General features: G+C 51.6%; 24 protein-coding genes and 1 pseudogene. 24 read left to right on the top strand and 1 reads right to left on the bottom strand.

The window, feature by feature from the left end; translation table 11 throughout:
• Positions 1–87: 87 nt before the first annotated feature.
• Complete coding sequence (locus DYC63_RS01915) at positions 88–1,590, top strand: carbon starvation CstA family protein (protein WP_115217684.1); 1,503 nt, start codon at positions 88–90, stop codon at positions 1,588–1,590.
• 109 nt (positions 1,591–1,699) lie between these two features.
• On the opposite strand, the gene dmeF is transcribed toward DYC63_RS01915, so the two are convergent.
• Positions 1,700–2,638 (bottom strand): CDF family Co(II)/Ni(II) efflux transporter DmeF, encoded by a 939-nt coding sequence (dmeF, locus tag DYC63_RS01910; protein WP_115217683.1) that lies wholly within the window; start codon positions 2,636–2,638, stop codon positions 1,700–1,702.
• A 244-nt stretch (positions 2,639–2,882) separates the two neighbouring features.
• On the opposite strand from dmeF, the gene DYC63_RS12345 reads away from it, so the two are divergent.
• The 23 genes and pseudogenes from DYC63_RS12345 to DYC63_RS13635 form a co-directional block, all read left to right on the top strand.
• Positions 2,883–3,125, top strand: coding sequence for a hypothetical protein (locus DYC63_RS12345; protein ID WP_147284905.1), 243 nt, complete (start codon positions 2,883–2,885; stop codon positions 3,123–3,125).
• A complete protein-coding gene (gene metF, locus DYC63_RS01905; protein ID WP_115217682.1) occupies positions 3,125–3,988 on the top strand; it encodes a methylenetetrahydrofolate reductase [NAD(P)H] in 864 nt (287 codons plus the stop codon). The genes DYC63_RS12345 and metF overlap by 1 nt, the downstream gene beginning before the upstream one ends.
• Positions 3,988–5,523, top strand: coding sequence for a murein biosynthesis integral membrane protein MurJ (gene murJ, locus DYC63_RS01900; protein WP_115217681.1), 1,536 nt, complete (start codon positions 3,988–3,990; stop codon positions 5,521–5,523). Before metF ends, murJ begins: the two co-directional genes overlap by 1 nt.
• 1 nt (position 5,524) lies before the next feature.
• A complete protein-coding gene (locus DYC63_RS01895) occupies positions 5,525–7,411 on the top strand; it encodes an autotransporter assembly complex protein TamA (RefSeq protein ID WP_245887986.1) in 1,887 nt (628 codons plus the stop codon).
• A complete protein-coding gene (locus DYC63_RS01890; RefSeq protein ID WP_115217680.1) occupies positions 7,411–11,559 on the top strand; it encodes a translocation/assembly module TamB domain-containing protein in 4,149 nt (1,382 codons plus the stop codon). The genes DYC63_RS01895 and DYC63_RS01890 overlap by 1 nt, the downstream gene beginning before the upstream one ends.
• Positions 11,560–11,568: 9 nt before the next feature.
• Entirely contained in the window at positions 11,569–12,051 is a 483-nt protein-coding gene (locus DYC63_RS01885) for an EVE domain-containing protein (RefSeq protein ID WP_115217679.1), read from the top strand.
• Complete coding sequence (locus DYC63_RS01880) at positions 12,032–12,844, top strand: ABC transporter ATP-binding protein (protein ID WP_115217678.1); 813 nt, start codon at positions 12,032–12,034, stop codon at positions 12,842–12,844. Before DYC63_RS01885 ends, DYC63_RS01880 begins: the two co-directional genes overlap by 20 nt.
• Complete coding sequence (locus tag DYC63_RS01875; protein ID WP_115217677.1) at positions 12,841–13,587, top strand: MlaE family lipid ABC transporter permease subunit; 747 nt, start codon at positions 12,841–12,843, stop codon at positions 13,585–13,587. Before DYC63_RS01880 ends, DYC63_RS01875 begins: the two co-directional genes overlap by 4 nt.
• Before the next feature lies 1 nt (position 13,588).
• Positions 13,589–14,404: an outer membrane lipid asymmetry maintenance protein MlaD gene (mlaD, locus tag DYC63_RS01870; RefSeq protein ID WP_115217676.1), complete on the top strand. Its 816-nt coding sequence runs from the start codon at positions 13,589–13,591 to the stop codon at positions 14,402–14,404.
• A 10-nt stretch (positions 14,405–14,414) separates the two neighbouring features.
• Positions 14,415–15,011: an MlaC/ttg2D family ABC transporter substrate-binding protein gene (locus DYC63_RS01865; RefSeq protein ID WP_115217675.1), complete on the top strand. Its 597-nt coding sequence runs from the start codon at positions 14,415–14,417 to the stop codon at positions 15,009–15,011.
• Between the two features lie 2 nt (positions 15,012–15,013).
• Complete coding sequence (locus tag DYC63_RS01860) at positions 15,014–15,313, top strand: STAS domain-containing protein (RefSeq protein ID WP_172459365.1); 300 nt, start codon at positions 15,014–15,016, stop codon at positions 15,311–15,313.
• Positions 15,294–15,521 (top strand): BolA/IbaG family iron-sulfur metabolism protein, encoded by a 228-nt coding sequence (locus tag DYC63_RS01855; RefSeq protein ID WP_115217673.1) that lies wholly within the window; start codon positions 15,294–15,296, stop codon positions 15,519–15,521. Before DYC63_RS01860 ends, DYC63_RS01855 begins: the two co-directional genes overlap by 20 nt.
• Positions 15,521–16,777: a UDP-N-acetylglucosamine 1-carboxyvinyltransferase gene (gene murA / locus DYC63_RS01850; protein WP_115217672.1), complete on the top strand. Its 1,257-nt coding sequence runs from the start codon at positions 15,521–15,523 to the stop codon at positions 16,775–16,777. The genes DYC63_RS01855 and murA overlap by 1 nt, the downstream gene beginning before the upstream one ends.
• Entirely contained in the window at positions 16,758–17,423 is a 666-nt protein-coding gene (gene hisG / locus DYC63_RS01845) for an ATP phosphoribosyltransferase (protein WP_115217671.1), read from the top strand. Before murA ends, hisG begins: the two co-directional genes overlap by 20 nt.
• A complete protein-coding gene (hisD, locus tag DYC63_RS01840; protein WP_115217670.1) occupies positions 17,424–18,725 on the top strand; it encodes a histidinol dehydrogenase in 1,302 nt (433 codons plus the stop codon).
• Positions 18,688–19,788: a histidinol-phosphate transaminase gene (gene hisC / locus DYC63_RS01835; RefSeq protein ID WP_218564514.1), complete on the top strand. Its 1,101-nt coding sequence runs from the start codon at positions 18,688–18,690 to the stop codon at positions 19,786–19,788. The genes hisD and hisC overlap by 38 nt, the downstream gene beginning before the upstream one ends.
• Entirely contained in the window at positions 19,775–20,518 is a 744-nt protein-coding gene (locus DYC63_RS01830) for a Nif3-like dinuclear metal center hexameric protein (RefSeq protein ID WP_115217669.1), read from the top strand. Before hisC ends, DYC63_RS01830 begins: the two co-directional genes overlap by 14 nt.
• A gap of 138 nt (positions 20,519–20,656) precedes the next feature.
• A complete protein-coding gene (gene petA, locus DYC63_RS01825; RefSeq protein WP_115217668.1) occupies positions 20,657–21,292 on the top strand; it encodes a ubiquinol-cytochrome c reductase iron-sulfur subunit in 636 nt (211 codons plus the stop codon).
• Positions 21,285–22,544 (top strand): cytochrome b, encoded by a 1,260-nt coding sequence (locus tag DYC63_RS01820; protein WP_115217667.1) that lies wholly within the window; start codon positions 21,285–21,287, stop codon positions 22,542–22,544. Before petA ends, DYC63_RS01820 begins: the two co-directional genes overlap by 8 nt.
• A gap of 1 nt (position 22,545) precedes the next feature.
• A complete protein-coding gene (locus DYC63_RS01815; RefSeq protein WP_115217666.1) occupies positions 22,546–23,304 on the top strand; it encodes a cytochrome c1 in 759 nt (252 codons plus the stop codon).
• 17 nt (positions 23,305–23,321) lie between these two features.
• Positions 23,322–23,972, top strand: a complete 651-nt coding sequence (locus DYC63_RS01810) for a glutathione S-transferase N-terminal domain-containing protein (protein ID WP_115217665.1) — start codon at positions 23,322–23,324, stop codon at positions 23,970–23,972.
• Positions 23,973–23,977: 5 nt separating this feature from the next.
• The gene (locus DYC63_RS01805; protein ID WP_245887984.1) at positions 23,978–24,388 is read left to right on the top strand and encodes a stringent starvation protein B; all 411 of its coding nucleotides are present in this window, start codon (positions 23,978–23,980) and stop codon (positions 24,386–24,388) included.
• Between the two features lie 151 nt (positions 24,389–24,539).
• Positions 24,540–24,647 (top strand): annotated as a pseudogene (locus DYC63_RS13635) (IS30 family transposase); the annotation flags it as partial.
• Positions 24,648–24,733 lie beyond the last annotated feature (86 nt).

Raw genomic sequence — 24,733 nt, 5'->3', positions numbered from 1 at the left:
TCTTAATCTTACCATATTGCAATTTTCCTTTTGCCATGCTTCAATGTGCAAGCTGTTTGCAGCGCATTACATAGAAAAGGAGAAACTATGTTGATTTTTTTATTCTGCGTAGCTTTGTTAGTCACAGGCTATTTTATTTACGGATCGATTGCCGAGCGGATTTTCGGCATTAAGCCCGAGCGCGCGACACCTGCCCATGCGCAGGCGGACGGCGTGGATTATGTGCCGATGTCTAAAGTCAAAATCTGGTTGATTCAATTATTAAATATTGCCGGCACCGGTCCGATTTTCGGCCCGATTTTAGGGGCTTTATACGGGCCTGTAGCAATGCTGTGGATTGTGCTCGGCTGTATCTTTGCCGGCGCGGTGCATGATTATTACTGCGGCATGATTTCCGTGCGCAATGGCGGCGCTTCCATTCCGCATATGGCAGGGCGTTATATCGGCCTACCTGTTAAGCATTTGATTAATGTTATCGCGCTCATTTTATTAGTCTTGGTCGGCGTAGTTTTTGTGGTCTCTCCCGCAGGTTTGCTGACACAATTAACCGAACAAATCTTAGGGCGCTCCGGCGAGTTGGTGCAGAAGGGTAATTCGGCGCATGATTATTTAGTCACCACTTGGGTTTGTATTATTTTTGCTTATTACATCATCGCCACTTTGCTGCCGATTGATAAGATTATCGGGCGCGTTTATCCGCTTTTCGGTGCTTTATTGATGTTTATGACGGCCGGTATGCTTTTTGGCTTGCTCTTTGAAGGCATTCCGCTTTTCCAAACCGTGGGGCTTGATGAAGGCATGGGCATCGGCGATTTCTTTAAGAATTTTTATCCGGCTGAAAACATGCCGATTTTCCCCTTGATTTTCGTCACCATTACCTGCGGTGCCATTTCCGGTTTCCATGCCACGCAAACGCCGATGATGGCGCGTTGTATGCAAAATGAGCGCGAAGGACGCTTTATTTTCTACGGCGCGATGATTACCGAGGGCGTGATTGCCCTGATTTGGTGCATGGTGGGTTTGAGTTTTTATGATGATGTGCAAATGCTCAATGAGGCGATTAAATCGGGTACGCCGTCCAAAGTTGTATATGAGGCGGCGATTAGTATGCTCGGCACCTTCGGCGGCATGTTGGCGGTCTTGGGTGTAGTGGTGCTGCCGATCACTTCCGGCGATACCGCATTTCGCGCGGCGCGTTTGCAGATTGCGGAATTTTTCCATATCGAACAAGGCAGCGTGAAAAACCGCCTGATGCTGACCCTGCCTTTGTTTGCAATTGGCATTGCTTTGACGCAAATAGATTTTTCCGTGTTATGGCGTTATTTCGGCTGGGCGAATCAAACCACCGCGACGATTATGCTGTGGACAGCCGCCGCTTATTTATACCGCCACGGTAAATGTCATTGGATTTGCACCGTTCCGGCCATCTGGATGACGGCGGTCTGCGGCACTTATCTTGCCTTTGCCAAAATCGGCTTCGGATTGAATTGGACGGTTTCGCTGATTTTCGGCGTTATTGCTACGATTGCCGTGACCGCCGCATTTTTGATTGTCTTAAAACCCAAACACGTCTTAAATAGCGACGATTAATCTTTTCTTAGTAAAACGCCTCTCTGCGAGGCGTTTTTTATCGTCGAAGAAGTGGAATAGTAAAGGCGGCGAGCCAATACCGTAATACGTTTTCAATTCTTCGACTATCTCAGCGAATATCGGTATCTGTGCTGAGAGGCGGATTGATTTCCACCGAAATATGCACGATTTCTTCATGAATAGACAGGGCTTGGCGGATATGCGCCGGGCTGAGGTCTTTTGTCGCGTTGTTTAAAGCGATAATGCAGGCGAATTTGCCCTTGCCGACTTTCCACACATGTAAATCAGTTACGATGGCTTCAAATGATGCCAGCACCTCGCGGATTTCTGCAACGACAGGCGCATCCATCTCCGCATCCAATAAGGTTTTGCCGGCTTGGCTGAGTACGTTCCAAGACCATTTGCCGACCAATAATGCGCCGATAATGCCTAAGACGGCATCTAAAAAATCCCAGCCGAAATATTTGCCGGCAATCAGCGCGATAATGGCGAAAACGGAGGTGGCGGCATCGGCGACAATATGCAAAAACGCCGCTTTTTGATTTAAATCTTGCTCGTGATGATGATGGTGGTGATGCTGTTCGTGATGCTCGTGCTTATGCTGATGATGGCTGTCGGTATGTAACAGCCATAGGCAGACGATATTCACCACCAGACCGAGTACGGCAATCGAAATGGCTTCATTATAATGAATCGCCAAAGGATTGAAGAGGCGCTCAATCGAGTGAAAACCCATCATGAGGGCAACACCCATCAGGGCAATGGTGCTGCTGTAGCCGGCAAGAATTTCGATTTTCCATGTGCCGAAGCAAAAACGCGGATCCTGCGCATAGCGGCGCGCCGCCCGATAGGCGAGATAAGCCACGCCCAATGCCAGCATATGCGAACTCATATGCCAGCCGTCGGCAAGCAGCGCCATTGAATTAAATAAGATACCGCCGACGATTTCAACCAGCATCATTGCGCCTGTGAATAGCGTAGCGATAAGAACTTTTTTCTCGGCAAGCGGATTGCCTTCATCAAAAATATGCGAATGCGATGCTGACATTTTCTTCCCCGAATGATTTTCCGATGCCTGAGATGATATTTGTTTAAATTTATGAAAAACAATTGCTTGAAATCGTCTTTCACGGAACGGAAAGCCGATGACATACATTATTATAATGCGCTTTTGAGATGCTTCACAAGACAGATATTAAGCAGGGCGATATTTTGCGCTATGAGTAGATGAAAAGCATGTATCGAGGTGCTATAATTTTTCATTTCTACTGCGGACGAATTAGGGATATAACATGAGAGAATTACTTTGTGCGGCGGTAGTTTCCGTCTTTTTAAGCGCTTGTACTACAATGTCATTTTCAGATAAACACAAGCTTTATGAAGTGCGCATGATGAACGGCGATTCTCTTTACACGCGCAGCAAACCCCAACTAGATGGCGACGGTTATTACCGCTTCGATGATGTGGATAATCAACACTATATTATCAATGACAATCTGGTGCTCTTTATCGAAGCCAGCGAGTTTGCCAAATAATGTCGTTAAATCACGTGCAGCGCCGCATTCCTGTGCCGATTAGTTGTGAATTTTTCCCTACCGCCACCGAGCAGGGCGGGGAAAATTTGGCGAAGGTGCGGCGTGCTTTAGCTGTTTTTGACTGCGAATATTTTTCGGTCACTTACGGCGCCGGCGGCAGCACGCAAGAGCGTACTTTGAAATTGGTGCGGCGCATTTGCGAAGAGGACGAGCGTCCCGTGATGCCGCATTTGACCTGCATCTCGGCGACTTATGCCGAACTCGAAGCCCTCTTGGATACTTATCAATCGATTGGCATCAAACGCTTATTGGCTTTGCGCGGAGATGTGCCGCCGGGCAGCTTTTATATGGGCGAATTGGACAGTGCGGCGGATTTGGTGCAGCTTGTGCGCAAAAAATGGGGCGATACGGCGCATATTGTCGTGGCGGCATATCCTGAAAAACATCCGCGCGCCAAAACCCCGCACGATGATTTGGAAGCCTTGAAAATCAAATCCGAAGCGGGAGCGAATGAGGCGGTTACGCAATATTTCTTTAATGCCGACGCTTTTTTGCGTTTTCGCGACGAGGCTTGTGCGATGGGGATTGAGATACCCTTGGTGCCGGGGATTATGCCGATTACCAATTACCGCCAATTAGCCCGCTTTTCCGATGCCTGCGGCGCGGAATTGCCGCGTTGGATTCGCAAACGTTTGGAAGCCTATGAACATGATGTCGAGGCTTTGCAATTATTCGGCACGGAAGTGGTGGCGTCTTTATGCGAACGTCTCGTGAAAGAAGGAGCGCCGGCTTTGCATTTTTATTCGATGAACCGTTCGCAAGCTATTTTAGCCATAGGGCGTGCTTTATCTTGGATTGACTGATGGCGCGCAGCATTGGGCGTTCTTCTTTGGTATTTGCGGCAATGACGCTGATTTCGCGCGTCTTGGGTTTATTGCGCGACATCTTGGTCGCGCGCTATTTCGAAGCCGGCATTACCGATCCCTTTTTTGCCGCCCTGCGCATTCCCAATACCTTAAGGCGTTTTTTTGCTGAAGGCGGCTTTGCCAATGCCTTTGTGCCGGTTTTCTCTGCGACCAAGGCGGAGCATCCCGAGCAGTTAAAAGATTTGCTGCGCCATACCAGCGGCACCTTGCTGGGTTTTTTGTTAGCGATTACCACCGTCGGCGTGATTTTTTCAGGCGCGATTATTTATGCGGTTGCCAACGGATTAAGCGCCAAACCTGAGCAGTTTGTATTAGCGGAGCAGATGCTGCGGATTATGTTTCCTTATATCCTGCTGGTTTCTTTAACCGCGATGGCGGGCGGCGTGTTGAATACTTATGGGCGTTTCGCCATTCCTGCGCTGACGCCGGTCTTGCTCAATATCGCTTTGATTAGCGCCTGCCTGTGGCGCGCCTATCGGGGCGATGCGGGCGATGTCGGCATGGAATTGGCTTGGGCGGTCTTAATCGGCGGCATCTTGCAGCTTGCTTTGCAATTGCCCTTTTTATACCGTTTGGGCTTATTGGTCATGCCCAAATGGGGCTGGAAGCATAGTGGCGTGCGCCGCATTTTGCGGCTGATGCTGCCGACCTTGTTCGGCTCTTCTGTCGGGCAATTAACCATTTTAGTCAATACGTTCCTTGCTTCGCATTTGCTCACGGGCAGTATTTCTTGGCTCTATTACACCGACCGCATGGTGGAATTGCCGATTGCCCTCATTGGCGTGGCATTGGGCACGGTCATTCTGCCCAAATTAAGCGCGCTGAAAGCCCTTGATGACGAGCAGCGTTTCGCCTATACACTGGATTGGGCTTTGCGTTGGGGCATCTTAGTCGGCTCTGCCGCTTCGCTGGGTTTGACCGTTTTGGCGCCCTCGATTTTAGCCACGCTCTTTTACGGCGGCGAATTTACGGCGCAAGATTTATTGATGACGACCTTAAGCCTGCGCGCCTACGGCATTGCCGCCGTGTTTTTGATTTTAGTCAAAGTCTTGGCGCCGGCTTTTTATGCCCGCCATGATATGCGCACGCCGGTACGCGCCGGTATTTGTGCGATGGCAGCGAATTTGCTAGCCGCGATTGTCTTAAGCCGTTTTTACGGACATGTGGGCTTGGCAGCCGCCAGCGCCTTGGCGGCGGTGGTCAATGTCGGCTTGTTGCTGTATTTCCTGTGGCGGCAGGGGATTAGAATTAAAACCGCCTCTCTGGGCTTTGTGTTCAAACTGCTGGCGGCGAATGCGGCGATGGGATTGTGCCTGCTGTATCTGCAGGGCGATGCCGGACAATGGCTGGAATGGACGCGCTTCGAGCGCCTGTGGCATTTGCTGCTGTTAATCGCCGTCGGTATCATGACCTACTTTGTCGCACTCTATGCCTTAGGTGTGCGTAAACAACAGTTTATTTTAGGAGAATAATATGCGTATTTGCTTGCTAACGGCTTTGGGTTTAAGCTCCGCCGCTTCTTTCGCGCAGCAACCTTTGTTTCAAATCGCCGCTCCTGATGCAATGGCGGCGGCAGAACAAGCAAATCTCGGACAAAGTTCAGCGACAGAGCTGAGCCAATCGCTGGGCGATGCGCAGATTGACGCGCTGCAAGGCTTGACGCTCACGGAAATCCGCATCTTAGGCATTGAAGACGAAAAACAATTGAACAATGCGGAAGTCTTTTTAGGCTTAAGCCGCGTGAAAGGCGAAGCGATTAGCCAGCCCGCCTATGTGAATTATCTGATTGACAACGGCGCTAAGGAAATCGCCTTATCGCAGCAGCCTTTCGGCTTTTACCAAAGCGAAGTGCGCAGCGAGCGCCATATTCAGGAAGGCAATTTGATTGTGACTTATCACGTCAATCTCAATGCGCCGACCACCATTCGCGCCGTGGAAGTCAATGTCAGCGGCATGGCGGCGGATGATCCCGAATTTCAGCAATTATTGACGGAAAACCCTTTTCGCGAGGGCGAAGTCTTAAGCCATGAGCAATACGAAACCTATAAAGCGCGCTTTTTGGAATTGGCGGTGGCGCGCGGCTATTTTGACGGACAATTCACCAGCAATGTGGTAAAGGTCAATACCGACACTCAAAACGCCGACATCGCCCTGTTTTATGACAGCGGACAGCGTTTTGATTTCGCCAATGTCAATTTCACGCCGGCGGCGGAAAAAGACGGCAGCACTAGCCCGATTCCTTTAGATGAAGATTTGCTGCAACGCTTCGTGCAATTCCAAACCGGGCAGGCGTATTCGGCGAAAGAAGTCGAGCAATTGCAGCATGATTTGCAGGGTAGCGGCTATTTTAAACAAGTCTTGGTCGGCGGACGTCCGGATACGCAGAGCAAAACCGTGCCGGTGGAAGCGCAATTAACCATGAACAGCAATAAACGCTATTTGTTCGGCATCGGCTATTCCACCGACAGCGGCGTGCGCGGCAAAATAGATTTTGACTGGCGCTGGGTTAATTCGCGCGGACACACTTTCTCTAGCAGTCTCTATGCCTCGCAAAAACAAAGCTCTTGGGACAATATTTACCGCATTCCGGCGGCCAATCCCACCACCGATTACTATTTCCTGCGTTTCGGCGGCTGGATTAAAGAAGACGATTACGACACCAAACGCGGCTTCATCGAGGGTGGCTACAATTGGCGCAAAAATCAATGGGAGTACCGCGTATCGGGCACCGCCGCCTATGACAAATTCTCGATTGGCAACGATCGCGGCGAAATTACGCTGACTTATCCGCAATTCCAAGCGACTTACAGCTCTACGGACAACCGCCTCAACCCCGATAGCGGATTTCAGGCGCGGATTGGCGTCTTAGGCGGCGTTGAAGGCGTCGGCTCCGATGTGAGTTTTGCCCAAGCCAATGTCAATTTCCGCTATATTCAATCCTTAAACGCGCAAAACCGCCTGCTCTTCCGCTTCGACGGCGGCAGCACATGGACGGATAATTTCCACCGCCTGCCGCCGAATTTGCGCTATTTCGCCGGCGGCGATCGCAGCGTGCGCGGCTATGCCTATGAAAAAATCGGCAACTACGACAGCAGCGGCGATAATATCGGCGGACGACATTTATTGGTCGGCAGCGTACAATACGAATATTTCTTTAAACCGGATTGGGCGGTAGCGGCATTCGTCGATGCCGGCGATGCCTTTAATAACAATCCCAAAGCGCATATCGGCGCGGGACTGGGACTGCATTGGCGTTCTCCTGTCGGTCCAATCAATATTGATGTCGGACACGGTTTTGACAAAGACGTCGGCGATAATTACCGCCTGCATCTCACCATTGGAACGGAGTTGGATCTCTAATGCGTTTTCTTATCAAAAGCCTGAAATGGCTGTTCTTAACGATTTTACTGTTAGCGCTGCTGTCTGCGGTGCTAGCGTTTTATTTGCTCGGCACGGAAAGCGGCTACCGCCAAGTGCCGAAATTGCTGAATCAATTCACGCCTTTTCAGCTAAGTTACGAGACTTTAGAAGGCAAATTATGGGGCAGACAGCAATGGCGCAATCTGCATCTGACTGGTCCTGAGGGTTTGGATTTTCGCGCCGAAGCCTTAATCATCGATTTTGCCGGTAATGAACTATTTGGCAAACGTCTGCATCTGCCGCTTCTGCAATTAAGCCACAGCACCTTGCAGTTGCCGCAGGGCGATAATTCCCCTTCGGAAGAAAAAAACCATGCCTCGCTTGAGAGATTGCCGGAAATTCAATTGCCGCTGCAAATCGATATTGATGCTCTGCGCCTCAGCGAATTGGAGATACGGCAGGGGCAAGAGGAAATCATCACGCTTCACGATGTGCAAGGCGCCTTGCACGGACAAGACAGCGCGCTGGAATTGACCTTACACAGCGCTTTGAGTCAGGGCAAAACGGCGGACACGCCCGCCGCTTTTGCGGCGACGGCGGATGTGAGCGGCAATCTGCGCTTAAGCGGCGCCTATCCGCTGACACTCAAAGGTGAGGCTCAATTGCAATTGCCTGAGAAAGCGCCGCAAGAATTTGTCTTGGAGATTGGCGGCAGCCTCTTGCAGCCCGCATTGCACCTGCAAGCGGAAGGTTGGCTGCAAGCCTCAGTGGAAGGTGCGGCGGATATTGATTTGGCGGCGAAGACTTTAACAAGCGAATTACATTGGCAAGATATTGCGTTGTCGGAGCAAGGTATTGAAATCCCACAGGGAAATATCGCATTATCAGGGGCTTTTGAGGATTTGCATCTGGCGCTTGACAGCCAAGTGCGAGGTGAAGGGATGCCTGATCTGAAGCTAAGCGGCAATGCCCATCTTTCGCCGCAGGCGCTGCGCGATGTGCATTTGCTCGTCAATACCTTAGGCGGCAGCATCGATTTGCAGGGTTTTGCCGAATTTGGCGAAGGTCTGAATTGGCAGGCGGATTTGCGCGTGCAAAACTTGGATGGGCGACAATACGATGCCGAACTGGATGCGGCATTGAACGCACATATTCACACGCAGGGACAGCAAAGCGCCGCTGCGCCGCTATCGGCGGAATTTGCGATTGCGCAATTGAACGGGCATTGGCAGCAGTATCCGATTGCCGGCAGCGGCGATGTGCGGATTGAGGGCAGCGATATTCATGTGCGCGACCTGCTCTTGAATTTGGCGGATAACCGTGTGGCGGTGAACGGACAAGCCAATGCGCAGGAAATTGATCTGCAGGCCGAGATTGATGCCGCAGCCTTGGGACGCCTGCTGCCGAATATCAGCGGCGCGGTGCAGGGGGCGGTACATGTAGGCGGTGCGGCGGCCAATCCTGCTATTGAAGCGGATTTGCAGTGGAAAGATTTGCTGATACAAGATAATAAGGAAACATTAGTGCAATCTTCTGCCGGCGCCGTTCAAGCGCAAGGCAATATGCAGGATTTACACTTAACACTGCAAGGTAAGGCGCAGGGACGCGATTTTCCTGCCTTAGATGTGGCAGGCACTGCCGTATTGGCGCAATTGCAGGCGGTCAAAGACATTGATCTTGTCGTCAATACCATGGAAGGCAAGGTCGCTTTGACAGGAGAGGCGGCTTTTGCGCCCGAGATTACTTGGGACGTGGCGGCCACATTGGAGCAGCTGCGTCCGAAATATTATTTGCCCGATATGCAAGCGCAAATTAGCGCGCAGCTGCAAGCCACAGGCGGTATTGATGCGCAGGGCAATCTGCATACGCAAGCGGATGTGCGCGATTTAAGCGGTACTTGGCAGGGGCAGAAACTGGATGGCGCTTTAACAGCGCAAGTGCAGGGTAGCGAAGTCAGGCTCGAGCATATGGACGTGCAGGTCGGCGATAACCGCATCAGCGGTCAGGTGCAATTGCAGGAACAAGCCTTGCAGGGCGATATTGAGTTGCAGGCGCTGAACTTGGCGCAGCTGCATCCGCAATTGCACGGCGTGCTGCGCGGCAGTCTCAATGCCGGCGGCAGTACTCAATCGCCTGTAGTGAAGGCGAATCTTAAAGGCGAGCAATTGGCTTTTGCCGATAATCGCGTGGCGGCGGCGGAAATTGTCTTGGATACGGGCTTGCAAGCAGGCGCGGCTTTTAATAATCAGATTGTTTTAAGCGGTATTGAAGCGGCGGGGCAGAAATGGTCGGCTTTGCGCTTGGATACCCAAGGGACGTATCAAGAGCATCGCTTGACGCTGAAAAGCGAAGGCGGCGAATATAATCTGAATCTGCAGGCGGCAGGCGGATTTAGCGCCCTCGATGCTTGGGCGGGGCAGGTAAATCAATTGGAGGCGCAGGTGCAGGATTTGCGTTGGCAGCTGCGCCGCCCGACGCAGATTGCCGTATCGCCGCGCGAGGTGTCTGTGCGCGATGCCTGTCTGGCAGATCAATATTCGGCCTTTTGCCTGAATCTGGCGCATCAAGAACAAACTTCAATCAACTATGCGATTGATCAAATCGATCCGCGCAGTTTTGCCGCCTTCATCCCCGAGAATGTCAAATTAGACACCCTGCTCAAAGGCGAGGGCAAATTAAATATTAATGCTCAGGGCGTGATTCGTGGTCAGGCGGATTTACGCTTAACGCCGGGCAGTATCACTGCACAAGTGGAAGGACAGCCGCCGATTGTGCTGAAGCTGAAAGAGGCGGTGTTGAATACCCAATTTAACGAACAGCGCAGCCGCAGTCTGCTCAATATCGATTTTATCGATACCGGCAATGTGCGCGCCGATGTGAGCATCAGCAATTTCCAAAATCCGCAATTAAGCGGCAATTTGACGATGTCGATTCCCGATATCGGCAAATTCCAGCACTTTATTCCGCAGGTTTCCGAATTAAAAGGGCGTGTGCAGGGCGATTTGCAATTTTCAGGTCCTCTCAGCCAGCCGCAGGCCAGCGGCGAGCTGCGTTTGGAAAACGGCGCGCTGCAAATTCCTGAATACGCCACGGATTTGAAGGATATCCGCCTACGTCTGTCCGCCCGTCGCGACGGCAATATCGCTATCGACGGAAATATCGGCACTCCAAAGGGCAGTCTGCAGGCGGACGGTCTGCTGCGCTTGCAGCCCTTAAACCTTAATCTGAAACTCAACGGCAAAGATATGCTGTTGGCAAATTCTAAAGAAATGCGTCTCTTAGTAACGCCGCGATTCGATATTCGCATCGACCCTAATAGCGGCGTGACTATTAAAGGCGATGTTCTGATTCCTGAGGCGGAGATTGCCATTCCCGATACGCGCAGTGCGGTAGCGGTTTCCGAAGACGTGGTGATTGTGAATAATCAGACCAAAGACGATGTGCCTTATGTCGCCCCTGCCGGTTCGCCGTTGCAAGCCGATATTGCCCTGCGTTTGGGCGATAAAGTGTTTTATAAAGATCCGAATATGAATATCCGCCTGATGGGCGCGATTGATGTATTAGTACGCCCTGCGCAGCCGATTCGCGGGCGCGGACGAATCGAGGTCGCCAGCGGTTACTATGAACTCTATGGACAGGAGCTGAATATTCAGCGCGGCTGGGTGACATTTTCCGACGATATTAGCAATCCTTCGATTGACATTATTGCCATGCGCAAAGTGGAAAATGTGGAAGCCGGCGCGCGGATTAGCGGCAGCGTGAAAAGAATGCGTTTGGATTTGACATCCGACCCTGCAATGCCGGATTCGGCGGTCTTGTCCTATCTGATTTTCGGACGCGCGCCCGACAGCGGCACCGACAGCACCGCCTTATTGCAAAAGGCGGCGGTGATCGGCACCAAAGGACTGTTCCCTGACGATTTGGCGCAGAAAACCGGCTTGGACGTCTTCGATTTGGGCGTAGGCGGGCTTAAAGCCGGTAAATATCTGATGGAAGATTTATATGTGGGTATGAAATCGGATTTCTTTTCCGGTTTGACGCGATTTTTAGCACGTTATCGAATTACCGACCGCCTGAGCGTCGAGGCTTCGTCCTCACAATTGGACGGCAATGCGGTGGATGTGATTTATGAATTTGAAACGGATTAGGGGCGGCGGATGAACTACTGGCTGATGAAAAGCGAGCCGCAGAAATTTTCCTTACAGGATTTGCAGGCGCGACCGCAGCAGACCGAACCTTGGGACGGAGTGCGCAATTATCAGGCGCGCAATTACCTGCGCCAAATGGCGGTGGACGATTTGGCGTTTTTTTATCATTCCAACAGCAAGCCTTCGGGCATTGCCGGTATCATGAAAATCGTGCGTGCCGCCTATCCGGATGACACGCAATTTGATCCGCAAAGCTATAAATACGATCCGCGTTCGCGTCCGGAGCGGCCGATTTGGGATTTGGTGGACGTGCAATTGGTACGCACCTTTATGGAGCTGCTGCCCTTGGCGGCTTTGCGGGCAGAACCGGCTTTGGCGGAAATGATGTTGCTGCGCAAGGGCAATCGCCTGTCGATTACGCCCGTGCAGGCGACGGAATGGGAAACCATTGTGGCAATGGCAGGGCAGGCAGATGACAGAAGCCGCGATTGAATTGAAAAACGTCTGTTTCTATCGCGGCAAACATGCGATTTTCGAGCAGCTGAATCTCAGTATTCCTACCGGCGAGATGATTGCCGTGATGGGGCCTTCCGGCACCGGCAAAACCACCTTGATGCGCTTGATTACCGGACAATTGCAGCCGCATCGCGGCGAGGTTATCGTCTTCGGGCAGCATTTGGCGGATTTGTCGCGCCGGCAATTGATGCAGTTGCGCCGCCGCATGAGCATGATGTTCCAATCCAATGCGCTATTCAGCGATTTGACGCTGGGCGAAAATATTGCTTTTCCTTTGCGCGAAGTCTTGAATTTGCCGCCTGAATTGATCGCCATCATGGTGGAGATGAAATTGCAAACAGTGGGCTTGGGCGGTGCGGCAGGTTTGATGCCGGCGCAATTATCCGGCGGTATGGCGCGGCGTGCCGCCTTGGCGCGCGCGATGGCAATGGATCCGCAATTGATGATTTATGACGAACCTTTTACCGGTCAAGACCCGATTACGCTGGGCGTATTAAGCCGCCTGTTGCGCGATTTTCATCAGGCATTGGGCATGACGAGCCTAATCGTCAGCCATGATGTGGCGGAAGTCAGCCGCATTGTCGATAAAATCCTGCTGCTCTCCGGCGGCAATATCTTGGCTTTCGATACTCCCGACGCTTTGTATAGCAGTAAAGATCCCTTAATCGCGCAATTTATGCACGGCAAGGCGGACGGGCCGATTCCCTTCCATTATCCCGCCGCAGAGGATTATCGCAGTCGCCTGCTCGGCAAGGAGAGTGAACGATGAAATGGCTGTTCGCTCTCGGCGACTTTAGCCTATTTGCGCTGCGCCTGTTGCGTCATAGCATGATGCTGTGGCGGCGTCCCTTGGCATGGCTGCGCGCCGTGTATCAGGCGGGCGTTTTGTCTTTGCCGATTATCGTGGTGTCGGGCTTGTTTGTCGGTATGGTCTTGGCTTTGCAGGCCTATGTGAATATGGCGACTTTCGGTGCGCAAACCGCTACCGCCACTTTAGTGGCTTTGGCATTGATGCGCGAATTGGGTTCGGTGGTCAGCGCTTTGCTTTTTGCCGGACGCGCCGGCTCGGCGATTACGGCGGAAGTCGGTTTGATGAATACGACCGAGCAATTGGCTGCCATGGAAATGATGGGGATTGAGCCGCTGGCACAGGTCGGCGTGCCGCGTTTTTACGGCGCTTTGCTTGCCATGCCTTTATTGGCGATAGTCTTTGTGGCGGTGGCGATGTTGGGCGCCTATATAGTCGGGGTCTGGCATTTGGGCTTGGACGGCGCGATGTTTTGGGCGCAATTGCAGCGTGGGGTAGATTTTTATCACAATCTCTTTTTGGGTGTTGTGGTCAAGTCCTTTGTCTTCGGCGCTTTGTGCGCGGCAATCGCGGTGCATCAGGGCTTTGTCGCGCCGCCGACCGCACAGGGTTTGGCGAATGCGACCACGCGTACGGTGGTATTATCTTCTTTGGCGGTATTGGCAGCGGATTTCTTGCTGACCGCAATGATGTTTGGAATGTGAGATGAAAAATCAAAAAACAATCACGATAGCGGTCGGCGCATTTGTTTTCTGCGCCCTGACCGGTTTATTCTTTTTAGGCTTTAAAGCCAGCAGCTTGGGCAGTTTCCGTCCGCAGAACGTGTATCAAATCCGCGCCAATTTCGGCGATGTCAGCGGTTTGAGCAAGAATGCGCAAGTCAGTTTGGCGGGCGTGCAAATCGGACGCGTGGGCGAGATTAGGCTCAATTTAGCGCGCAATGAAGCGGAGGTTTTGCTCAATATCGACGGCGCGGCGCGGCTGCCTGTCGACAGCGCGGCGCAGATTCTGACTTCGGGTCTGCTGGGCGAACGCTATATCGGCATCAGTTTGGGCAGCAGCAGCGAAACGCTCAAAGACGGCGATACGTTGCGCCGCACTGGCGGGGCTTTGGTGCTGGAGAAGGCTTTGCAGCAGTTTATGGGCGGCAAGGGCGGTTTTTATCCGGAGAAGTCTTATCATGTGACGGCGCGTTTCAGCGATGTCAGCGGTTTGAATCTTGATGCGCCGGTGACGCAATCGGGGGTGCAAATCGGGCGTGTGAGCGCGATTCGCTTGGAGCAGCAGAGTTTCCAAGCGATCGTAGAGATGGAAATTGCCGCAGAATACGGGCATATTCCTTTTGACAGCAGCGCCGATATTGTCAGCAGCAGTTTGCTGGGCGGCAAATATGTGGCGATTAGCGTCGGCGGCGACAGCCAATTTTTGACAGACGGCGATGAATTTCAATTCAGCAATTCATCGGTGGTCTTAGAACGTGTGATTCAACAGTTTATTAGTAATATGACAATGCAACAGTAAGAGAGGAAAAATGAAAAAGTTTCTATTAGTTAGCATTTTAGCTGCCGTGAGCGGCGTCGTGTTCGCGCAAGCCACGCCGGAAGGCGCAAAAGCGATGATTGAAAGCCAATCCGGCGAGATTTTGCAGGAATTACGCGCCAATCAGGCGACTTATCAAGGCAATCCGGCGGCATTCAATCAGTTTATCAACAGCCGCGTGGCACCGAGTCTGGCATTTGACCGCATGGCGGAAATTGCGCTAGGGCGGCATTTGCAGGCGGTGCGCGATGCGGGCAAATTCGAGGCGTTTAGCGCCGCTTTCCGTGAGTTATTGATTCGCGTGTATTCCAAAAGCTGGACGCAGTACACTAATGCGCAAATCACGATTTTAGGTTTGCCGACGGTGGATAAATACAACCGCGCTCGCGTGCGTGCGCAAATCAAAGACAATGCGGGCAAGCAGCATGCGATGGAGTTTGCCCTGTGGTATGACGGCGGCGTATGGAAACTCTACGACGCCACTTTTTCCAATATTTCTTTGATTAGCGGTTATCGCAGCACTTTCGATACCGAGATTCAGAAAAATGGCGTTGATGCCTTAATCGGCAAAATGCGCACGATGGAATAAGCGTGTTTGCCGACATCAGCAACGGCTGTCTGCGCTTGCCCGAGCGTCTGTGCGCACAGACATTGGCGGGGCAGGATTTTTCCCAAGCCCCTGTCTTGCCGACGCAATTACTGGTGGATGCCCAAGCTTTGCGCGATTGCGACAGCGCCGGCATCGCCGCCTTATTATGGCTGCTGCGTCATGGGCGGCAGCAGGCGGTTCGGATTGTTTGGCAGGGTTTTTCGCCGCAGTTGCAACAACTGCTGCATTTATATGATGTAGATACACAAGGATTATTAAGCGATGCAAGAGCAGCTAATTGAAGCACGGATTCGTGCCGCCTTGGGCGATGATGCCCAGATTGAACTCTCCACTTTTGACGGCGTGCATTATTCGGCGGTGGTCAAGGCGAAAGCCTTTGCCGGTCATTCCCGCCTTGAGCAGCACCGCATGGTCATGAAAGCCTTGGAAGATGTGATTAGCAGTAATGAGGTGCATGCCCTGCAACTCAAAACGCAGGCGACTTCATAATGGAGCAACTCAAAATCATCGGCGGCAAAGGCTTGGAAGGCGAGATTGCGATTAGCGGCGCGAAAAATGCGGTATTGCCGATTCTCGCCGCCACTTTATTGGTGGAAGGCGAAACCGTGATTGACAATGTGCCGCGTCTGCGCGACGTGCATACCTTAATCGAGGTTTTGAACGCCATGGGTGCCAAGGCGGCGTTTACCGATGAGAATCAGGTAACAGTCGATGCCAGCCATATCGACAATCCCGTTGCGCCTTATGAATTGGTCAGAACCATGCGCGCCAGTGTCTTGGTGCTCGGGCCTTTACTGGCGCGTTTCGGCGAGGCGAAAGTGTCTTTGCCGGGCGGTTGTGCGATCGGTGCGCGTCCTGTGGATCAGCATATCAAAGGCATGCGCGCTTTGGGCGCGGAAATCGATATTGAAGAAGGCTATATCCATGCCAAGGGTAAATTAAGCGGACAGCGTTTCGTGATGGACGTCGTTACCGTAACCGGCACGGAAAATATCCTGATGGCGGCGGTTTTGGCAAAGGGCACGACGATTTTGGAAAATGCGGCGCGCGAACCCGAGGTCAGCGATTTGGCGCATTTGCTCAATGCCATGGGGGCGAAAATCAGCGGTATCGGCACGGCGACCTTGACCATCGAAGGGGTGGAAAAACTGCATCCGGTGCGCTATTCCACCTTACCCGATCGGATTGAAACCGGTACGCATCTGATTGCCGCCGCCGTTACGGGCGGACATTTGCTGCTGCGCCGAACCACGCCGACTTTCCTCGAAGCGGTATTGGAAAAATTAGAAACGGCGGGCAGTCTGATTAAGCGCGGCACAGATACGATTGAAATCGATCACCGCAACCGCCCTTTAAAAGCCGTGAGCATTCGTACTGCGCCGTATCCGGCTTTTCCCACCGATATGCAGGCACAATTTATGGCATTGAATTGTCTGGCGGAAGGGGCGGCGACAATGGTGGAAACCATTTTTGAGAACCGCTTTATGCATGTGCCGGAATTAAGCCGCATGGGCGCGGATATTTTTGTCGAAGGACATACCGCGACCACGCGCGGCGTGGCGAAATTAAGCGGTGCGCCGGTCATGGCAACCGATTTGCGCGCATCCGCCTGCTTGGTTATTGCCGCCTTGGCTGCCGAGGGTGAAACTCTCATTGACCGCATTTATCATTTAGATCGCGGCTATGACGGTATCGAGAAAAAATTGCGCGCGGTAGGAGCAGACATTGAACGCATCCGCAGTTAAGCCGAATCAGGGGCAGGACATCGTCATCGCCCTGTCTAAGGGCAGAATTTTGCAGCAAACCTTACCTTTGTTGGCGGCGGCGGGCATTTCGCCGCTGGAAAACATCAGCGAGAGCCGCAAATTGATTTTCCCTACCACGCTGGAAAATGTGAAATTGCTGGCGGTGCGCCCTTCGGATGCGCCGACCTATGTCGAATACGGCGCGGCGGATTTCGGCATTGCGGGCAAAGACGTCTTGCTGGAATCGGATTGCCAGAATTTATTGGAAATGGTGGATTTGCAGATTGCCGCCTGCCGTTTGATGGTGGCGGTTAAGCAGGGGCAGTCCCTGCCTGCGCAGCATATCCGCGTGGCAAGCAAATATGTGCGCAGCGCGAAGAATTATTTCGCCGCGCAGGGGCGGCAAGTCAGCGTGATTAAACTCTACGGCTCGATGGAATTGGCACCTTTGGTCGGTCTGGCGGATTGCATCGTCGATTTGGTGGATACGGGCAAAACCCTGCAAGCCAACGGCTTGGAAGCGGTGGAAACGGTGTGCGAAATCAGCTCGCGCCTGATTGTCAACCGCGCGGCTTTCAAGCTCAAACAGGCGCAGCTTGCCCCGATTATTCAAAGCATTGAACAAGCGGCACACAAAGGAAGATAAATGGAGATTCGCAGATTAGACAGTCGGGCGGAGGATTTTGCCCAAGCGATGCAGGATTTGCTGGCGCAGAGCAGCGTCAGTCAAGACGAAGTCAGTACACGCGTGGCGGACATCATCGGCGATATTCGCGCGCGCGGCGATGCCGCTTTATTGCATTATGCCGCCGTTTTGGACGCGACAGAAGTCGATGATGTACGGCAATTGCGCCTGAGTGCGGAGACTTTGCGAGCCGCTTGGGAAGGCTTGGACGCGCCAACTCAAAAAGCCTTGCAAACCGCGCATGACAATGTGGCGGAATACGGCGAGCGGCAGAAATTGCAGGATTGGTCTTATACCCGTTCCGACGGCAGTATCTTGGCGCAGCAAGTACGTCCGCTGGACAGCGTGGGTATCTATGTGCCGGGCGGTAAAGCGGCTTATCCGTCGTCCGTGATTATGAACGCGGTGCCGGCGAAAGTGGCGGGTGTGGCGAGAATCGTGATGGTCGTTCCTACGCCGGGCGGGGTGGCGAATCCTTTGGTTTTGGCAAGCGCTTATTTATGCGGTGTCGATGAGGTCTGGACAATCGGCGGTGCGCATGCAGTCGCTGCTTTGGCTTACGGCACGCAAAGCCTTGCGGCGGTGGATAAAATTACCGGTCCGGGCAACCGCTATGTGGCGGAAGCCAAACGACAGGTCTTCGGGCAGGTGGGAATCGACATGATTGCCGGCCCTTCCGAAGTGGTGATTATTGCTGATGATACGGCGCAGGCGGATTGGATTGCCGCCGATCTCTTTGCTCAAGCCGAGCATGACGAAATGGCGCAATCGATTTTGCTGACACCGTCGGCGCAACTGGCGGAGCACGTGCAGAAAAGTATCGCCAAATTGCTGCCGCAGCAGGCGCGCGCGGCGATTATTGAGCGTTCTTTGGCTGAGCGCGGTGCGCTGATTGTCTGCGAAGATATCGCCGAATGCATTGCTTTATCGAATCATATTGCGCCCGAGCATTTGGAATTGATGTTTGAGCAGGCGGCGGATTATGTGCCGCATATCCGCCATGCCGGTGCGATTTTTGTCGGCGAGCATTCCAATGAAGTGTTCGGCGATTATTGTGCCGGTACGAATCATGTCTTGCCGACCTCGCGCAGTGCGCGTTTCGCTTCTGCTTTAGGCGTCTACGATTTCCAAAAACGCAGCAGCGTCCTGCAATTATCCCGTGCAGCGGCAGGGCAGCTCAGCCCGATTGCAGAACATCTCGCCAAAGGCGAAGGCTTGTTTGCGCATGCCTTATCCGCGCAATTGCGGGGCGGCGATGCGTAAAGAGGCGATTTTTAGTCCGGCGGTCTTAGGCAGCAAAGCCTATGCGGTGGCGGAAGTGCCGGCGGATATGCTCAAATTGGATGCAATGGAAGCGCCGCAGGATTTTCCTGCGCATCTGCGTGAGGCTTGGTTGCGCACTTTGGCGGATGTGCCTTTAAACCGCTATCCGCCGGCACGCGATTTGGTTTTGCAAGCGCAATTGCGCCACATATTCGGTATCGATGACGATTACGGCCTGCTCTTGGGTAACGGTTCCGACGAGCTGATTCAAATCTTATTGATGGCTTTGCGTAAAGATGCTGTGGTGCTTGCGCCTGCGCCAACTTTTGTCATGTACCGCATCGTATGCGATTGGCTGGGGTTGCGTTATCGCAGTATCGACGTACTGCCGGATTTTTCATTGGATATGCCGGCGATGTTGGCGGCGATTGCGCAAGAACAGCCGGCGCTGATTTTTCTGGCTCAGCCGAATAATCCTACCGGCAAAGCCTATCCCGAAACGGATATACGCCGCATTGCAGAAGCGGCGCAAGGATTAGTCGTTATTGATGAAGCCTATTTGGCTTTTAGCGAAGGCAGCATGCAGGCGCTATTGGCGGAATATGATAATCTGCTGATTTTGCGTACCTTATCCAAAACCGGTTTTGCAGGACTGCGTTTCGGTTATTTATTCGGTGCTAGAGAATGGACGGCGCAATTGGATAAAGTGCGTCCGCCTTATAATGTGAACGTGCTGACGCAGGCAAGCATCTTGTTTGTTTTGCAGCATTATGAGGAAATTGCCGCCCAAGCAGCGCTAATCAAGCAGGAACGCGCCGCTTTTTGTACCGCTTTGGACGGCTTGAGACATTGCAGGTATTGGTCGTCGCAGGCGAATTTTGTCGTCTTGCGCACGCCGAATGCCGATGCTTGGTTTGCGCAATTGAAAGAGCGGGGGATTTTGGTTAAAAATCTGCACGGCGCGCATCCCTTGTTAGCCGATTGTCTGCGTTTAACGATCAGTCAGGCGCAGGATAATCGGCTCTTGTTCAAAGCCTTGGAGGAACTTGATGCACAGCAATGAATTATTGAGCGCGCTGGATAATTTTTTTCAAAGCGACAAAATCAAAGATTATGCGCCCAACGGTTTGCAAATCGAGGGTAAAAAAGAAATTCGCCGCATTCTGACGGCGGTTAGCGCCTCGCAAGCGGCGATTGAAGCGGCGATTGACTATCAGGCGGATGCTTTATTTGTCCATCACGGCTATTTTTGGAAAGGCGAAGCACCGCAATTGACAGGGATTAAATATCAACGCATCAAAGCTTTGCTGGCGCATGATATCAATTTGATTGCCTACCATTTGCCGCTGGATCTGCATCCGCAAGTGGGCAATAATGCTTTGTTCGGACAAGCCTTGAGCGTGCAGAACATTCGCCAATCCGAGCAGGAAAAACTGCTGTGGCATGGCGACATCGCCGCACAATCTACCGAGGAATTGCAGGCGCGGATTAGTCGGGTATTGCGGCGTCCTGCGCAAATGGTCGGCAGCATCGACGCGCCGATTCGGCGCATTGCTTGGTGCACAGGGGCGGCGCAAGATTATTTGGCATTGGCGGCGCAAGAAGGCGCGCAGGCTTTTTTGAGCGGCGAATATGCCGAACGCACTTTCCATGAAGCCCATGAATGGCACATCGGCTATTTTTCATGCGGACATCATGCGACGGAGCGTTTCGGCGTTGAGGCAATGGCGGAGCGTTTTCGTCTGGATTATGCCTTGGAAAGCCGTTTTTTTGATGAGGACAACCCTTTTTAGCAGGAGGAATAAGCTAAATTTTGTGTGGGCAAACAAATTCTTCTTAATGAATGTTTGCTAATTTTCAGATGGTCTTTATAATAGATTATTGGCAATATAGCCGTATTGATCATCGCAATCGATGCGCGGAGAATTATCATGAGTAATGTTTCATCTTTAGAGCCGGTTTATGATCCGACTCAGAGACCGGAAAATCCAGCCCGCCGCAAGATGCTGATTGCAGCCTCAACAGGTGCAACAGTCGTCGGCGCAGGATTTGTCGCGGTTCCTTTTTTGGCCAGTTGGCTGCCGAGCGAGCGAGCAAAAGCCGTCGGTGCGCCGGTGGTGGTGGATATCAGCAAACTAGCCGACGGTGCTTTGCAAACCGTCTTATGGCAGGGCAAAGTGGTGTATATCCTGCGCCGCACCCCTGAAATGGTGCAATCCTTGGCTGAGGCGGCGCCCAGTTTGCGCGATCCCGATTCCGCAGAATCCGTACAGCCGGAATACGCTAAAAATGCTTTCCGCTCAATACGCGAAGACGTAATCGTCATGCTTGGCGTATGCACGCATTTGGGCTGCGCGCCGATGTTGCAAAGCAAAGAGCAGGGACGTGCCGCCCGCGGCGACAATTCATGGGTAGGCGGTTTCTTCTGTCCTTGTCATGGTTCTTCATTCGACTATGCAGGGCGCGTATTCAAAGGGGTTCCGGCGCCAATCAATCTGCCTGTGCCGCCTTATCATTTCACAAGCGATAATGTCGTTGTCGTAGGCGAGGAGGCAAGCAATGGCTAAGGTAATTAACCCGCATAAAACCACCGGATTCTTAGGTTGGATTGACGATCGTTTTCCGCTTACCGTATTGTGGAAAAACGAAATGTCGGAATACTATGCCGCCAAAAACTTCAATGTATGGTATGTGTTCGGTGTTTTGTCGATTGTCGTTTTGGTCAATCAATTGCTCACAGGCATTTGGTTGGCAATGTTTTACAAGCCTAGCGCGGCGGAGGCTTTCGCCAGCGTCGAATACATCATGCGCGATGTGCCTTACGGCTGGCTGATTCGTTATATGCACTCGACAGGGGCTTCCGCCTTCTTCGTAGTGGTCTATCTGCATATGTTCCGCGGATTGATGTACGGTTCTTACCGCAAACCGCGCGAATTGGTTTGGCTGTTCGGCTGCCTGATTTTCCTATGCCTGATGGCGGAAGCCTTCATGGGTTATCTGCTGCCTTGGGGGCAAATGTCTTATTGGGGCGCGAACGTCATTATCTCGCTCTTTAGTGCCATTCCTTTAGTCGGCGATGCGATTGTGACCTTTGTGCAAGGCGATTTCTATATCTCTGACGCCACATTGAACCGCTTCTTCTCTATGCACGTTATTTTGATTCCTCTGGTCTTAGTGATGCTGGTGGCGGCACATATTATTGCCTTGCATGAAGTCGGCTCGCTCAATCCGGACGGCATCGAAATCAAAGAACATAAAGCGCCTAACGGCATTCCTTTGGACGGCGTGCCTTTCTATCCGCATTTGGTCACGAAAGACTTGGTGGCATTAGGCGTATTTCTGTTTATTTTTGCAGGCGTGATTTTCTATATTCCCGAAATGGGCGGCTATTTCCTCGAGCATGCGAATTTCGAACCCGCCAATGCGCAAGTTACCCCCGAGCATATTGCGCCGGTATGGTATTTTGGTGCTTTCTACTCGATTTTGCGTGCCATGACTTGGGATTGGTTCGGCGTGCCGGCAAAACTGTGGGGCGTAATCGCGATGTTCGGCGCGGTGTTTATGATTTTCCTTCTGCCTTGGTTAGACCGTTCGCCGGTGAAATCCATTCGCTATAAAGGTCCGATTTTTAAAGCGGCGCTGGCGATTTTCACCTTTGCATTTATCGTGCTGACCTATTTGGGTACGCAATCGCCGACAAATGCGGTGAAACTATGGGCGCAATGGATGACTTTGATCTATTTCGCATTTTTCTTGCTGATGCCAATTTACAGCAAGATGGACAAAACTAAACCAGTTCCACAAAGGGTGCGTTACTAATATGAATATCAAAAAAATATTACTCACGCTACTTGGCGTGACCATAATCGGACAGGCAATGGCGGCAGGTGGCGGCGGTTATCCGCATGAATCCTTTACTGCCAATATCAATGACCAGCAATCTTTGCAGCGAGGCGCGCGTTACTTTGTTAATTTCTGTGCCGGTTGTCATGGCTTGGAATTTCAACGCTATAACCGCATGTTCAAAGATTTAGGTATCGACCCTAAAGTCGGCGAAGAAAATCTGATTTTCACAGGCGTCGGTGTCGTTGAACAAATGCACAGCGCGATGCAAAAAGAAGAGGGGGCGAAGTGGCTAGGCACGGCGCCGCCGGATTTATCGCTGACTGCCCGCGCGAAAACAGGGCAGTATGTGTATAACTATCTGTTGGGTTTTTATGTGGACGACAGCCGCCCATTAGGTTTTAACAATTCGGTCTTCCCGGGGGCGAGCATGCCTAATCCGCTCTGGCAGTTCCAAGGTCTGCAAACGCCGGTCTATGAAGAGCATGAAAGCTGCATCGACGGACAATGTTCGACCACGAAAGAAATCGCCGGTTTTGACTTGATTCAAACAGGCAGCATGAGTCCGGGAGAATATAAGCAGTTATCTTACGATATTGCCAATTTCTTAACTTATGTCGCTGATCCTTCGGCGCTCAACCGTGCGGCAATGGGGCCTTGGGTGCTATTGTTCATGGTCTTATTAACAATCGTGTTCTATTTCCTCAAGCGGGAATATTGGCGAGATATTAAATAATCAGGTACAGACATTTCATGAGTATTGTCAGTCAAAAACGCGGTGGGCTTGCTCTGGTGAGCAGCCCCAAATATATTTCAAGTCATCGCATCCGTTTAGTCAGTTATGCCAAAGATTTGGAAATTGATTACATTGAAGTGGATGCTGACAATTTGCCGGAAGACTTATTGGAAATTAATCCGAGCGGTCGTCTGCCGACTTTGTTTGATCGGAATTTGGTTCTGATTAATGATCGCGTGATTTCCGAATATTTGGACGAGCGTTTTCCGCATCCGGCGCTGATGCCGATTGAAGCGGAATTGCGGGCGAAAATCCGTTTGTTCGGTTTGGAAATCGAAGCACAATGGTATGATTTGGTTAATCAATTGGAGCATGAGAAACTCAGCCCTGCCAAGAAAAAGGCGTATCAAAAGACTTTGCGCGAGCAGATTGTGCAGTTCTCGCCGATGATTAAAAACAGCCATTATATTATCGGTCAGGAATTGTCTTTATTAGATTGCTGCATTTTGCCTGTCTTATGGCGTTTGCAGCATTTGGAAATCGATTTGCCGAAAAATGCTTTTACACAATCTCTGTTTAAATATATGGATTTCCATTTCAAACAGGAATATTTCAAAAAGGCTTTGTCTAAATATGAGGCGGGATTGCGTCCCGAATATGTGCTATGACGCCAATGAGCGACCAAAAGCCTTATCTTTTGCGCGCCATTTATCAATGGCTGGTAGATAATGACTGCACGCCGCATTTAATCATTGCTTATCCGAATAAAGGTTGGGTGAGTGGCGTGCCGGAGCATCTGCTGCAAGACGAGCAGTTGGTGCTCAATATTTCCCCTAGCGCTTCGCCTGATTGCCAAATTGAGAATGATGCGGTCTATTTCAGTACGCGTTTTTCAGGGCAGCCGCATCGGGTTGCGGTGGCAATGCCGGCGATTGCCGCCTTATTGGCACGTGAGAATAATCAGGGCTCTTGGTTTGAATTGGCGCCCGATGTGGCGGAAGGTCCGAAGAATTCCCCGATAAAAGAGGAAAAGAAAGCAGCTGCCGATAAATCTAAGGCCAGTCATTTAAAAATTGTCAAATAAGCGGCCTTGCCGCTTTTTTTATTACTGTGGCGCTAAAGCAAGGGCGATATTATAGTTCTTCAGATTAACATGAGATGATAAAAAATTTTCAACATATTGAAAAATATTTAAATATGTTGTTTTAAGGTGTGTCATTTTAATCTGAAGAGACTATAGTCGGAGAAGTGAAAAAGTAGTACAAGGCGGCGAGCCGCAGACAGTACAAGAGCGTACGGCAAGGCGAGCCAACGCCGTAATACTTTTTCACTTCTTTGACTATATATCTTAGAATTGAAAAAACCTAAGGCTGCTCGTCTTGCTATGCCTTTTCTACGGTTAGCACACCTCCCGCTGTGTATCAATTTC

The organism is Suttonella indologenes, from assembly GCF_900460215.1.
GTDB classification, from domain to species: Bacteria; Pseudomonadota; Gammaproteobacteria; order Cardiobacteriales; family Cardiobacteriaceae; genus Suttonella; species Suttonella indologenes.
Note: the sequence above shows the minus strand (reverse complement) of the source record. Positions and strands in the feature narration are given on the sequence as shown.

Excerpts from the sequence above, each read along its gene's own strand:
- mlaD (WP_115217676.1), top strand. The coding sequence starts at position 13,589 with ATGAAAAATCAAAAAACAATCACGATAGCGGTCGGCGCATTTGTTTTC.
- DYC63_RS01865 (WP_115217675.1), top strand. The coding sequence starts at position 14,415 with ATGAAAAAGTTTCTATTAGTTAGCATTTTAGCTGCCGTGAGCGGCGTC.
- murA (WP_115217672.1), top strand. The coding sequence starts at position 15,521 with ATGGAGCAACTCAAAATCATCGGCGGCAAAGGCTTGGAAGGCGAGATT.
- DYC63_RS01820 (WP_115217667.1), top strand. The coding sequence starts at position 21,285 with ATGGCTAAGGTAATTAACCCGCATAAAACCACCGGATTCTTAGGTTGG.
- petA (WP_115217668.1), top strand. The coding sequence starts at position 20,657 with ATGAGTAATGTTTCATCTTTAGAGCCGGTTTATGATCCGACTCAGAGA.
- dmeF (WP_115217683.1), bottom strand. The coding sequence starts at position 2,638 with ATGTCAGCATCGCATTCGCATATTTTTGATGAAGGCAATCCGCTTGCC.
- DYC63_RS12345 (WP_147284905.1), top strand. The coding sequence starts at position 2,883 with ATGAGAGAATTACTTTGTGCGGCGGTAGTTTCCGTCTTTTTAAGCGCT.
- DYC63_RS01830 (WP_115217669.1), top strand. The coding sequence starts at position 19,775 with ATGCACAGCAATGAATTATTGAGCGCGCTGGATAATTTTTTTCAAAGC.
- murJ (WP_115217681.1), top strand. The coding sequence starts at position 3,988 with ATGGCGCGCAGCATTGGGCGTTCTTCTTTGGTATTTGCGGCAATGACG.
- DYC63_RS01855 (WP_115217673.1), top strand. The coding sequence starts at position 15,294 with ATGCAAGAGCAGCTAATTGAAGCACGGATTCGTGCCGCCTTGGGCGAT.
- hisC (WP_218564514.1), top strand. The coding sequence starts at position 18,688 with ATGCCTTATCCGCGCAATTGCGGGGCGGCGATGCGTAAAGAGGCGATT.
- DYC63_RS01805 (WP_245887984.1), top strand. The coding sequence starts at position 23,978 with ATGAGCGACCAAAAGCCTTATCTTTTGCGCGCCATTTATCAATGGCTG.
- DYC63_RS01815 (WP_115217666.1), top strand. The coding sequence starts at position 22,546 with ATGAATATCAAAAAAATATTACTCACGCTACTTGGCGTGACCATAATC.
- DYC63_RS01895 (WP_245887986.1), top strand. The coding sequence starts at position 5,525 with ATGCGTATTTGCTTGCTAACGGCTTTGGGTTTAAGCTCCGCCGCTTCT.
- DYC63_RS01880 (WP_115217678.1), top strand. The coding sequence starts at position 12,032 with ATGACAGAAGCCGCGATTGAATTGAAAAACGTCTGTTTCTATCGCGGC.
- DYC63_RS01885 (WP_115217679.1), top strand. The coding sequence starts at position 11,569 with ATGAACTACTGGCTGATGAAAAGCGAGCCGCAGAAATTTTCCTTACAG.
- DYC63_RS01890 (WP_115217680.1), top strand. The coding sequence starts at position 7,411 with ATGCGTTTTCTTATCAAAAGCCTGAAATGGCTGTTCTTAACGATTTTA.
- hisD (WP_115217670.1), top strand. The coding sequence starts at position 17,424 with ATGGAGATTCGCAGATTAGACAGTCGGGCGGAGGATTTTGCCCAAGCG.
- metF (WP_115217682.1), top strand. The coding sequence starts at position 3,125 with ATGTCGTTAAATCACGTGCAGCGCCGCATTCCTGTGCCGATTAGTTGT.
- DYC63_RS01810 (WP_115217665.1), top strand. The coding sequence starts at position 23,322 with ATGAGTATTGTCAGTCAAAAACGCGGTGGGCTTGCTCTGGTGAGCAGC.
- DYC63_RS01875 (WP_115217677.1), top strand. The coding sequence starts at position 12,841 with ATGAAATGGCTGTTCGCTCTCGGCGACTTTAGCCTATTTGCGCTGCGC.
- DYC63_RS01915 (WP_115217684.1), top strand. The coding sequence starts at position 88 with ATGTTGATTTTTTTATTCTGCGTAGCTTTGTTAGTCACAGGCTATTTT.